An 11,820-nucleotide genomic window follows, 5' to 3' on the forward strand; every position below is an offset into this window, starting at 1 on the left:
CGTGTGCGGACTCAGGGGCGCTGCGGCTGGAGGTACGGCTGCAGGTGGTGCAGCCGGGTGTGGTGGTCCGGGTGGGACGACAGCAGCCGGCTGAGGGCGCTCTCCTCGACGGGGACACCGCCGTTCCGGGCGGTCAGCTCGGCCTCCTCCTGCTGTTCCTGCTGGTGCAGCTTGTGGAGTACGGAGGCCAGCATCGGGGCGAAGCCGAGTGCGGCCGCGTGCTCGTCGGCACGCAGCTCCGCGCGGCGGCCGACGGCGGCGAGCGCGTACGGCACGGCCAGCACCAGCAGCGGCAGACCGTAGAGCGTGCTGACCGTGGCGACGGCGACGGCGCCGATGACCATCACCACGGCGGCCACACCGACACAGCCGAAGGCGCGCGACACCTTGAAGACGATGCCGGAGAACGCCTTCAGGAAGCGCCAGGCGAGGCGGCCCGGCAGGGCGTACCAGTAGCCGAGCAGCGAGGACCAGGCGTGGCCGCCGACATGGTGGCCCAGTTCGTGCGCCATGACGGCGGCCAGCTCGCCGTTGGGGAGCTCGTTCATGGCGAAGCGGGTGACGCCGACGATGTGGCCGGCGGCGGCGACCGCGTTCAGGCCGTCGCTGTCCTCCACCCAGAGTTCGTAATTACGGCCCTCGATGCCGGCACGGGCCGTGACCTCCCGCCAGACCGGTTCGAGTTTGGCTCGTTCCTGTGGAGTGGGGTAGCGCAGATGGAGCAGATGGCGCGCGAGGGCGCTTTCGGTCGGCCGGTGGAACACGAGTGCGCCGCTTGCGAGCCAGACCAGGACGACCACGACGGCGAAGCCGCCGAAGAAGGCGGAGATCAGGCCCACGACGAAGAGGCTGCACAGGAAGTTGGGCAGGTAGAGCAGCAGATTGCCGACGGCCGTGACGTCCGTCCGGCGCTGGTCCCGGGAGATGTGCACGCGGCGGTGGCCGGTGCTGATGTGGTGCGGGTGCGCCGGGTCGTCGGGGGAGGGGGAGGCTGCCGGGGGCGTGGGGGGCGCGGCAGGCGTCGGCGGTGTGACCGGCGGAGCGGCCTGCGGGTAGGGCGGGGCTGCATGCGGGCGCAGGGGTGTGGCCTGGGGGTACGAGGGTGTGGCCTGGGGGTACGAGGGTGTGGGCTCCGGGTACGGAGGGGTGGCCTGCGGATACGTGGGTGTGGCCTGGGGGTACGAGGGTGTGGGCTCCGGGTACGGAGGGGTGGCCTCCGGGTACTGGGGAGCCTGCGCGAACTCGTGGGTGTACTGCGGCGGTATCGGCTGCTGCGGGGTGGCCTGGGTGGGCGGCTCGGGATACTCCGGGGATGACGGCGGGGGCTGGGTCATGGTGGTCGTTCGTTCCTTCACTTGCAGGTGCGGGGACGGCTGGTCGGCGGACGGGTCAGCCGATCAGCAGGGACGCGGGCAGCAGGACCGTGCCGGTGCAGAAGGCGACGAGGCCGACGCGGATCCACTGGTGCTTGCGCGCGGCGATCCGGCTCGTCTCGGTGAGGGCGCGGGTCAGTCCGGCCGCGGGATGACGCTCGGTGTCGGCGAGCGCGGTCTCCAAGTGCCCCTGGCGGACGGCCTGCTGGATGTCGCCGAAGTACGACAGGGGTTCGCCGGGTGCCCAGGTGCCCGAGCGGTAGCGGGGGAGCACGGCGAGCAGCAGGGCGAACAGGGAGAGCGCGAGGCAGACGGCTCCGGCCCACCACAGGACGGTGCCCACGCCGGACAGCGCGGCCGGGGTCCACTTGCGCCCGGCGAGCAGACCGCTGAAGACACCGGCGGTCATCCCGAGCGCGGCGACCAGCACCGAGGCCTTGCTGTCGGCGCGGGCGATCTCGCCCCGCAACTCCGAGAGCAGCCGCTCACAGAGCCGGGTGAGTACGGCGGGGTCGGCGTCGGGAGCGCCCGGAGAGCCGAGGGAGCCGGGGGAGGGGAGGGCGCCGGTGGGCTGGGTGGTGGACGGTGTGGGGTCGAGGGCCGTCATGTGCCGCTCTTCTCGGGGGCGTCACCGCTGGTTCCGCCGGTCGTGTCGGGGCGGCCGTCGGCGGTGGTGGCGGTCGCCGGTGCTGCCGCTTCCTCCGCCGACGCCGCCGGGGCCTGCCGGCCGGGCACGGTCGGTGTCGTGCCGTATCCCGGGGGAGGCTCCCAGGCGGGAGGCGGCGGGGCGTAGGCCGCAGCGGGCGGCTGGAGATTCGGCGTGGCGGCACCATGCGCGGGCGTGGCGCCGTAGGGCGTGTCCGTCCCCGGAGGCGGCGGCACGAGTGGATCCGGGGCCACGGCCGGGGGTGTGCTCGTTCCCGGCAACGGTGGGGTGCTCGGGCCCGTGGTGGGGATCGGTGGGTTGAGCGGGCTCGTGCCCGGGATTGGTGGGTTGAGCGGGCCCGTGCCCGGGATCGGTGGGCTGAACGGGCTCGCACCCGGGATCGGCGGCGTTGTCGGGCTCGTGCCCGGGATCGGTGGGATGGTCGGGCCCGTGCCCGGGATCGGTGAGGTGAACGGGCTCGTGGTGGGTCCTGGTCCCGGGAGCGGGCTCGGCATCGGGGTCTGAGGTGTGCCGGCCTGTGGGGCGAAGCCGAAGGGCGTCGCGTCCGGGATCGGCGGGGCGGAGGGCGTCGCCGTCGGTGCGGGGCCCGGCATGGACGCGGTGTGAGCGGCCGCGGCCTGGTAGGGGCCCGTAGGTGACGGCGCCCCGGCCGATGCGGCGCCGACCGATGGCCCCGACTCGCGGTCGAGCCCCGCGGGGGAGGGCGCCGAGCCCGCATCCCATGCTCGTGAGCCCTGCGCGGCCGCGTCCTCCGGGGGCGGCGGCACCGCCTGGGAGCCGTCCGTGGCCCCCGGCTGCGCCGCCCACTCGCCCGCCGGTGGTGTCTGCGCGTTCGCCGGATAGGCCGGACCCGCCCCCTCGGGAAGGGGAGGCGGGGTCTGCGGAACGCCGGGGAGGCGTTGGTTGAGGATGTCGCTGACCGTGCGCAGAGCCAGCTGCTTGGGCCCCTCCAGCTCGTAATTCTCCGCCGTGTCCCCGCTCAGCAGCTGCTTCACCAGGTCCATCTGGGCGCGGATCATGCGGAGTTGGTCGTCGCGCATGCTGGACATGACCAGCTGCGAGTCCTCAGGGTGCTGGGCGAGGTGCAGGGCCCAGGTGTGCACGCCGCCCTGTTGGAGGTGCCACTGGTAGTACGCGATCTTCTGGGCCTCGATCTGCTGCAGCTCCAGCTGCTGATGCCCCTGCTGAAGGGCGAGTTGGTGCTGCTGCCCGCTCGCCAGCATCGCCTGCTCGTACTGCCAGCGCTGCTGTTGCAGGATCAGCTCCTGCTGCTGCGTGCCGTACGCCATGGCCCGATCGATCTGCAGGGAGTCCTGCTGCCGCTGGCGGCGGTCCATCTCGACGTCGACCTCCATGCCGCGCTGGGCCACGTGGACCTGCTCGACGGCGGAGTGGTCGATGGCCTGGAGGCGCTGCTGGTGCTCGATGTTGGCCTGGTCCCGCCTGACCCGCAGAGTCCATGTGACCTGCAGTCCGGCCGGCGCACCCAGCGGCCCCAGCACCGTGACCGCCTGCAGCAGTTCCCCTTCGGCCGCCGCGCTCTCGGCGATCGGGAAACGCCGGGTCACCGGCCGCGCCGCCTGCTGGAGTTCGCCGAGCACCAGCGCCGGTACGTCCCGGTGCCCGCTCGCCACGAACCGGGCCGGGTCCAGCACCTGCCAGGACAGGTCGACCTCGGCCGTGAACTCGAAGGCGTCGTTGTCGCTCGGCAGCGTGAGTTCCGCCGTGTACGGGTGGACGCCCATGTCCACCTCGTAGACAGCGGTGTACCGCCTGGCCGCGATCTCGGCGCGCGTAGGCCGCGACGGAGGCAGATACGCCTCGTAGGAACCCTTCGGCGTGGAGAAGACAAGCGCGTGGTCGATGCGGACCAGCGATCTGAAGTTGAACTCGAAGCGCGACAGCTGGCGCACGGTCAGAACGGGGTCGACCAGCTGCGTGTGCCGGTCGGCGGGCTGCTGCCACTCGGGCTGGCGGAAGGTGGGCATGGTGCGTGTCTCCTCGGACGTACCGGTGCGACCGGGGCGGGGACGGTGGTCCGGCGGTCGTCTGATGTGGGTCAGCGGGCGGGAAGCGTGGTCAGCAGGCGGGCGGCGACCTGTGGTGGTGGGGCACCGTCCTCGCCGGGCATGGTGCGCAGCAGGTGGCCCAGCCGCAGGTGCTCGGTGGACGTGGTGACCAGGGCGGGCAGCAGCGCGGCCAGCGCCCACTCGACGGCCGTGGACCGGTCGGCGATCAGTACCCACTCGCGCAGCACGTCGAGCGCCTGCCGGGTGGTGCGCGGATCGGCCAGCGCGGCCCGCCACAGGTATGGGACGCCCTGCGCGGCGGTCCCGCCCTCGGTGGCCGCGCGGGCGAACCACTCCAGGACGAGGGGCCGGCCGTAGCGCTCCTCGTCCTGGGTGCGCCGGCACGCGCCGACGAAGCCGCCGAGCGTCAGGTCGCGCACGGCCCGGTCGTCGTCGAGGTGGGCGCGCAGCTCGGCGAGGACGCGGTCGCTCGCCGCCGACAGCAGCAACAGCCCCACGGCCTCGGCGAGTTCCCGCGCCAGTTCGCCGTCGATGTCGTCGGGGGCGTCGACGTACAGCCGCCGTACGGCGCCGCGCAGCGCGGCGAGGGCCTGCTCCGGGCGCTCCGGTCCGAGCAGCCCGTACGCCCGCACCGCCACCCAGCGCAGTCGTGGGTCGTCGCCCGCGCACCAGGCGTCGAGGATGCGCGGGATGTTGGGCGTGTCGACCAGGTGGGCGAGGGTGAGGGCGTTGACGGCCACGAGCCGGTGCCGGTACCGCCTGGAGGTGCCCCAGGGCTCGATGACCAGCGCCATCGCGGACGGCAGGTCGGTGCGGGCCAGGACGGCGACGGTGGACGCGGCGCGGGTGCGCACCAGTGGGCGGCCGTCGTCCGCGAGCCGGCGCAGCCAGCGGATCAGGGCGGGCCGCGCCGAGGGGTGGCCGGTCCACACCTCGCGCAGCAGCACGAGGGAGGCCCGCTCGTCGCGGAACCTCGCCTTCTGCTGGGGCACCGGCCCCCACTCGGTGTGCTCGTTCTCCAAGTACTTCTCGGCACGGGCCAGTTGGAGGCGTTTACCGACGTGGGTGCCGAAGACCGGGACCTCGGGGACGCCGGCCGGGTTCTCGGTCTCCTGCAGGAAGCGGTAGAGCAGGTCGCTCAGCTCGGCGGTGAGCGCGTACGGCCCGCCGTCGAAGGCGGCCAGGGCGATGAGGAACGCCTTGTCGCGCAGGTGGAGGCAGGTCTCGTCCTCCTCGAACCACTCCTGGACCTGCTTCTCCAGAGAGACCAGGGAGAACTGCCCGACCGCGTCTTCCGTGACCTCCCCGGCGGCGTACCTGCCGAGCAACCGGGCGAAGGCGGCGGCCTCGCGCGGCTGGTGGCTGCGCTCCAGGAAGGCGGTCACCTGCGGCAGGGCGAGCAGCTTGGCGGCGGTCTCCTCGCCGGTGCGGGCGCGCAGATGGGCGGCGAGGACGGCGGCCGCGGCCGGCGGGCGCCACTCCACGGCGGTCACGTCGTCCAGGGCGGCGCCGGGGTCGAGGGTGACGACGAGGTAGGCGTTCCGCTCGGCGAGCCGGTCGCGGGCGGCCAGCAGGTGGGTCCAGCGCAGCGGTTCGTCGCGGCGCGGGGTGAGGTCGCACAGGACGTGGCCGCGGGCCTGGTGCTCGCCGGTGAACTGGTCGGCCAGGCCGCTTGCGGTGGTGTCGCGGACCAGGGTGCGTACCGGGAGAGCGCCGAGGCGGTGCAGCAGCATCAGGGCGGCGGTGCGCCGGCCGGTGAAGCGGCCGCCGGCCAGCACCAGCACGCGGTCCTCGCGCAGCCGGTCCAGCAGGTGGGACATCAGCTCCTCGTCGGCGACGAACCCGTTCGCCAGCTCCTCCAGGGTGGCCTGCGGGACCTCGCCGGAGGCGGAGGCGGCAGCGCCGGGGCCGGGGACGGCGAGCTGGAATATCTCCGTCTTGCTGCCCAGGAAGACGTCGCCGGAGAAGTGGCCGCCGCTGATGCCGCCGTGCTGGTCGCCGCCGAGCAGGCCGCCGCTGAAGTGGGCCCGGGCGCCGACGTTCATGGTCCGCGGGCTGTGGTCGACCAGGTCGCGCCGAGCCGACCAGGCGTTCTGCGGCTGGTCCCGTTCCTCGGACTCGCTCCCGGTGTCGCTCCGGGTGTCGTCGGCGGACCCGGGCTCTTCCGGGGGCGGCTCAGGCGTCGGCGCGGCGGGTCCGGCGGCCGGGCGGGGCGGCGCCTCTGCTTCCGGTGCGTTCATGCGCCCTCACCCCGCGTGCGGTCGCCGCCGTCGCCGAGGGTGACGTCGCCGGAGAAGTGGCCGCCGCTGATGCCGCCGTACTGGTTGCCGCCGATCAAGCCGCCGCTGAACGTGCCTCCGTGGACGTTGACGACCGGGCCCGGCGCCGGGGCTCCCCGTGATCCGCCCGGCGCCGGGCTGTCCTCGCGGGGGCCGCCCTGCGGGGGAACCCGCGGCGCCGGGCGGTCCCCCGAACCGCCCGGCGCCTCCCCCGCCCCCGTGTCACCGTGGTCTTGGTGGCCCTCCGCCTCCCCGGCGGCGCGGCCCGGCAGCGGACCGTGCAGCCAGGCCTTCAGGGGGCCGTTCTTGCTGTCCACCGTCACCGGGTGGAAGTCGGCGGCGGGGATGCCGACGTGGTCGTGGCGCACCACCCCCGCGTACAGCGCGTCCGAGACGCACAGCGCGAAGTCGTCGGGCCGCTCGCGCAGGGCCTCGCGCAGCAGGCCGGCGTCCAGCAGCCGGCAGGCGTGGTTCAGGTCGGAGCCGACCCAGCCGTCGTGGTCGTCCACGGCGACGTAGCCGGTGGCGACGACGCCGCGCAGCCGGATCTGCGCGGACCGGGACGCCATGCGGTTGACCGCGCGCAGCTGCGCCGGAACCTCCGTGAGCAGGGCCCGCAGCAGGGCGGTGACCGGAGTGTTCGCGTCGATGAGCTCCATCACCGAGTCGCCGCGGTCGGCCCGCAGCCGCCGGGTCTCGTCGATGCCGGCGCGCTCCAGCGTGCGGTCGGTGATGTCGTAGAGCATGCGGCGCAGATAGGCCTGCTCCACGTCGTCCCGGTCGCTGAACCTCTCGATGTCCAGCAGCAGGATCGTGCGGCTCACGGGGTCGGTCATGGTCGCCTCTCCGGGGGGTCGGCCGTGCAGATGAGCAGACTGGCGGGGGAGGGGCTGCGGCGGTGAGGACGGATGACGCAGTCGGAGTGTGACCGTGTGCACAGAGCGCTCCGCGCTCCGCGAGGTCGAGGGGGGTTCAGTGGGCCGGGGGTGGGTTCAGCGGGCGGGGTGGGTGCCGTGGGCGGTGGGCGCCGTGGGCCTCGCCGCAGTGCTGGGGTCCGCTGATACGGGCGCGAGCCGAGGATGCCCTCGGGCTCAGCAGTGGCTTCGGGCTCGTGGCTGCGTCGGCGTGTGGTCGTCAGGGTTCCGTGGGGCCCGGCGGTGTGGGGATTCCCGGGGCCGGGGCCGATGCTGCGATCCGGCGGAGGATGTCGGGGCGGTGGATGAGGAGGGTGCGGCGGCCCGTGGTGACCGCCTGCTTGGCACGGAGTTCCTTCAGCAGGCGTTGGACCATCTCCCGGGAGGCACCCACCGAGCCCGCCAGTTCCTGCTTGCTGAGCGGGACCGACAGCTCGATGCCGTCGGCGGTGCGGCGGCCGTGGGTGCGGGCCAGGTCCAGGAGCAGGACGGCGAAACGCTCCCGCACGCTCATGGAGGCGAACTCCAGCCGGCGCCGGTCGGCCGCGCGGGTCCGGTCCGCGGTCAGGCCCAGCAGGGCGAAGGCGACGGCGGGGGAGCGGCCCAGGAAGTCCCTGAACCGCTCGTGCTCCACGGCCAGGGCCCGCACCGGCTCCAGCGCGGTCACCGTCGCCGACCGAGGCCGCCCCGTCAGCGCGGCCGACTCGCCGACGATGTCACCGGGGCCGCGCAGCGCGAGCAGCGCCTCGTAGCCGTTGGCGGCCGACGCGGTCACCTTGGTCCAGCCGTACACGAGGAAGAGCACGTGTGCGGACGGCTCGTGCTGGTGGATCAGCACCATCCGGGCCGTGAACGCCAGTTCCCGGCCGAGCCCGAGCAGTGCTGCCCGGTCGTCGGTCTCAAGCCGCGCCAGAAAGGGCACCCGGTCGTCCAGGCCGCCGTCGTCCGGCGAGTACGCGGCCGTCCACGCAGTTGTCATGCCCATCCCCCGATTGCTCACCCGCAGCGGACGGATCAACGTACTGAAAGCGCAAAACCGGGGCGCGTGAAAGAGCGCAAACCAGCCATCTGTGACCGAAGGTCGCCGTACCCGCCTCGACCAGCCGCGTGGCCCTGCGCGGCGATCGTCCAGGGGGCGGCGGACAAGTGGGACGAAATCCAGGTGAGGAGGTGAGAAGTCCGGCGTGTCGCAGCCCGCTCCGTTTGTTTTGACCGAAGTCCGTGAGGTAGGTACGCTCAGACCTTGTGCCTGGGGTGTGCCCTGGCTCTCGTGCGTGCCTCCAAACCGCACCGGGAGCTGCCATCGGCCACCGTAATCTGCGCCTCTCCCTGCCTTGCGGCGGGAGTCTGCGGGATTCGACACACCCGACCGCGTGGGTCGGAGATGTTCCAGGTTAGCTGTACCCATCGGCACACAGAAACCGGAGAAGTAGTGCCTACGATCCAGCAGCTGGTCCGCAAGGGCCGGCAGGACAAGGTCGAGAAGAACAAGACGCCCGCACTCGAGGGTTCCCCTCAGCGTCGCGGCGTCTGCACGCGTGTGTTCACGACCACCCCGAAGAAGCCGAACTCGGCCCTGCGTAAGGTCGCGCGTGTGCGTCTGACCAGCGGGATCGAGGTCACCGCTTACATTCCGGGTGAGGGACACAACCTGCAGGAGCACTCCATCGTGCTCGTGCGCGGCGGCCGTGTGAAGGACCTGCCGGGTGTTCGCTACAAGATCATCCGCGGTTCGCTCGACACCCAGGGTGTCAAGAACCGCAAGCAGGCTCGCAGCCGTTACGGCGCCAAGAAGGAGAAGTAAGAATGCCTCGTAAGGGCCCCGCCCCGAAGCGCCCGGTCATCATCGACCCGGTCTACGGTTCTCCTCTGGTGACCTCCCTCATCAACAAGGTGCTGCTGAACGGCAAGCGCTCCACCGCCGAGCGCATCGTCTACGGCGCCATGGAGGGTCTGCGTGAGAAGACGGGCAACGACCCGATCATCACGCTGAAGCGCGCACTGGAGAACATCAAGCCGACCCTCGAGGTCAAGTCCCGCCGTGTCGGTGGTGCGACGTACCAGGTTCCGATCGAGGTCAAGCCCGGTCGTGCCAACACGCTCGCGCTGCGCTGGCTGGTCGGTTACTCCCGCGCCCGTCGCGAGAAGACCATGACCGAGCGTCTGCTCAACGAGCTTCTCGACGCCTCCAACGGCCTCGGTGCCGCTGTGAAGAAGCGCGAGGACACCCACAAGATGGCCGAGTCCAACAAGGCCTTCGCGCACTACCGCTGGTAGTCGCTACCCACATCGAGACCGAGAGAAGACTGAAGCCTTATGGCTACCACTTCACTTGACCTGGCCAAGGTGCGCAACATCGGCATCATGGCCCACATCGACGCGGGCAAGACGACCACCACCGAGCGGATCCTGTTCTACACCGGTGTGTCCTACAAGATCGGTGAGGTCCACGACGGCGCTGCCACCATGGACTGGATGGAGCAGGAGCAGGAGCGTGGCATCACGATCACCTCTGCTGCCACCACCTGTCACTGGCCGCTGGAAGACGTCGACCACACCATCAACATCATCGACACGCCGGGCCACGTCGACTTCACCGTCGAGGTGGAGCGTTCGCTGCGCGTGCTCGACGGTGCCGTGACGGTGTTCGACGGCGTCGCCGGTGTCGAGCCCCAGTCCGAGACGGTGTGGCGTCAGGCGGACCGCTACGGCGTTCCGCGCATCTGCTTCGTCAACAAGCTCGACCGTACCGGTGCCGAGTTCCACCGCTGTGTCGACATGATCTCCGACCGCCTGGGTGCGCAGCCGCTGGTCATGCAGCTGCCGATCGGTGCCGAGGCGGACTTCAAGGGCGTCGTCGACCTGGTGACGATGAAGGCCCTGGTCTGGTCGGCCGAGGCGACCAAGGGCGAGATGTACGACACCGTCGACATCCCGGCCACGCACACCGAGGCTGCCGAGGAGTGGCGCGGCAAGCTGCTCGAGGCCGTCGCGGAGAACGACGAGGAGCTGATGGAGCTGTACCTGGAGGGCGAGGAGCCCTCCGTGGAGCAGCTGTACGCGGCGATCCGTCGTATCACCATCGCGTCCGGCAAGGGCACCGGCACCACGGTGACCCCGGTGTTCTGCGGTACCGCGTTCAAGAACAAGGGTGTCCAGCCGCTGCTCGACGCGGTCGTGCGCTATCTGCCCTCCCCCGTCGACATCGAGGCCATCGAGGGCCACGACGTCAAGGACCCGGAGCAGGTCATCAAGCGCAAGCCGTCGGACGAGGAGCCGCTTGCGGCGCTGGCGTTCAAGATCATGAGCGACCCGCACCTCGGCAAGCTCACCTTCGTCCGCGTGTACTCCGGCCGTCTGGAGTCCGGCACCGCCGTGCTGAACTCCGTCAAGGGCCGCAAGGAGCGCATCGGCAAGATCTACCGCATGCACGCCAACAAGCGTGAGGAGATCGATTCGGTGGGCGCCGGCGACATCGTCGCCGTCATGGGCCTGAAGCAGACCACCACCGGTGAGACGCTGAGCGACGAGAAGAACCCGGTGATCCTGGAGTCCATGGACTTCCCGGCCCCGGTCATCCAGGTCGCCATCGAGCCCAAGTCCAAGGGCGACCAGGAGAAGCTGGGTGTCGCCATCCAGCGCCTGGCCGAGGAGGACCCGTCCTTCCAGGTCCACTCGGACGAGGAGACCGGCCAGACCATCATCGGTGGTATGGGCGAGCTGCACCTCGAGGTGCTGGTCGACCGTATGCGCCGTGAGTTCAAGGTCGAGGCCAACGTCGGCAAGCCGCAGGTCGCGTACCGCGAGACCATCCGCAAGGCGGTCGAGAAGGTCGAGTACACCCACAAGAAGCAGACGGGTGGTACCGGCCAGTTCGCTCGCGTCATCATCGCGGTCGAGCCGATCGAGGGTGGCGACAGCTCGTACGAGTTCGTCAACCAGGTCACCGGTGGCCGTGTGCCGAAGGAGTACATCCCTTCGGTCGACGCCGGTGCGCAGGAGGCCATGCAGTTCGGCATCCTCGCCGGTTACGAGATGACCGGTGTCCGCGTGACGCTGCTCGACGGCGCCTACCACGAGGTCGACTCCTCCGAGCTCGCCTTCAAGATCGCCGGTTCGCAGGCCTTCAAGGAGGCCGCGCGCAAGGCCAGCCCCGTTCTCCTTGAGCCGATGATGGCCGTAGAGGTCACCACGCCCGAGGACTACATGGGTGAGGTCATCGGCGACATCAACTCCCGCCGTGGCCAGATCCAGGCCATGGAGGAGCGGGCCGGTGCCCGCGTCGTGAAGGGCCTCGTGCCCCTCTCGGAGATGTTCGGCTACGTCGGAGACCTCCGCAGCAAGACGTCGGGTCGCGCAAGCTACTCGATGCAGTTCGACTCCTACGCCGAGGTTCCGCGGAACGTCGCCGAGGAGATCATCGCGAAGGCCAAGGGCGAGTAACTCACCCGAGTTCCAGCCTTTAGGCTTGACTCCGGAGCCTCACGGGGCATTCCGTCGCAATCGTGGACGGAATGCCCCGGGGATCCGGGCCATCCAGCAAAGATCACCTGGCGC

The 11,820-nt window shown here is 71.2% G+C and carries 9 protein-coding genes; 3 read left to right on the plus strand and 6 right to left on the minus strand.

The window, feature by feature from the left end; genetic code table 11:
- Positions 1-11: 11 nt before the first annotated feature.
- The 6 genes from AB0A61_RS03670 to AB0A61_RS03695 form a co-directional block, all read right to left on the minus strand.
- The gene (locus AB0A61_RS03670) at positions 12-1,334 is read right to left on the minus strand and encodes a M48 family metalloprotease (protein ID WP_361285492.1); all 1,323 of its coding nucleotides are present in this window, start codon (positions 1,332-1,334) and stop codon (positions 12-14) included.
- A 55-nt stretch (positions 1,335-1,389) separates the two neighbouring features.
- Positions 1,390-1,980, minus strand: coding sequence for a Pycsar system effector family protein (locus tag AB0A61_RS03675; protein ID WP_361285495.1), 591 nt, complete (start codon positions 1,978-1,980; stop codon positions 1,390-1,392).
- Positions 1,977-4,028: a hypothetical protein gene (locus tag AB0A61_RS03680; protein ID WP_361285498.1), complete on the minus strand. Its 2,052-nt coding sequence runs from the start codon at positions 4,026-4,028 to the stop codon at positions 1,977-1,979. The genes AB0A61_RS03675 and AB0A61_RS03680 overlap by 4 nt, the downstream gene beginning before the upstream one ends.
- A 71-nt stretch (positions 4,029-4,099) precedes the next feature.
- The gene (locus AB0A61_RS03685; protein WP_361285501.1) at positions 4,100-6,310 is read right to left on the minus strand and encodes a hypothetical protein; all 2,211 of its coding nucleotides are present in this window, start codon (positions 6,308-6,310) and stop codon (positions 4,100-4,102) included.
- On the minus strand, positions 6,307-7,185 hold the full coding sequence (locus tag AB0A61_RS03690) for a hypothetical protein (protein WP_361285504.1): 879 nt from the start codon (positions 7,183-7,185) through the stop codon (positions 6,307-6,309). Before AB0A61_RS03690 ends, AB0A61_RS03685 begins: the two co-directional genes overlap by 4 nt.
- A gap of 298 nt (positions 7,186-7,483) precedes the next feature.
- On the minus strand, positions 7,484-8,242 hold the full coding sequence (locus AB0A61_RS03695) for a Crp/Fnr family transcriptional regulator (protein ID WP_361285507.1): 759 nt from the start codon (positions 8,240-8,242) through the stop codon (positions 7,484-7,486).
- A gap of 453 nt (positions 8,243-8,695) precedes the next feature.
- Between AB0A61_RS03695 and rpsL the strand changes: the two genes are divergently transcribed.
- From rpsL to fusA, 3 genes are read left to right on the plus strand one after another with little or no spacing between them, the layout of a single operon-like run.
- Complete coding sequence (rpsL, locus tag AB0A61_RS03700) at positions 8,696-9,067, plus strand: 30S ribosomal protein S12 (RefSeq protein ID WP_003948652.1); 372 nt, start codon at positions 8,696-8,698, stop codon at positions 9,065-9,067.
- Positions 9,068-9,069: 2 nt separating this feature from the next.
- Positions 9,070-9,540 carry a 30S ribosomal protein S7 gene (gene rpsG, locus AB0A61_RS03705; RefSeq protein WP_003992340.1) on the plus strand — a complete coding sequence of 157 codons (471 nt, stop codon included), beginning with the start codon at positions 9,070-9,072 and terminating at the stop codon, positions 9,538-9,540.
- Positions 9,541-9,579: 39 nt separating this feature from the next.
- On the plus strand, positions 9,580-11,706 hold the full coding sequence (gene fusA / locus AB0A61_RS03710; RefSeq protein WP_361285510.1) for an elongation factor G: 2,127 nt from the start codon (positions 9,580-9,582) through the stop codon (positions 11,704-11,706).
- Positions 11,707-11,820: the final 114 nt, after the last annotated feature.

It is taken from the genome of Streptomyces sp. NPDC046197, from assembly GCF_040646295.1.
Classification (GTDB): Bacteria; Actinomycetota; Actinomycetes; order Streptomycetales; family Streptomycetaceae; genus Streptomyces.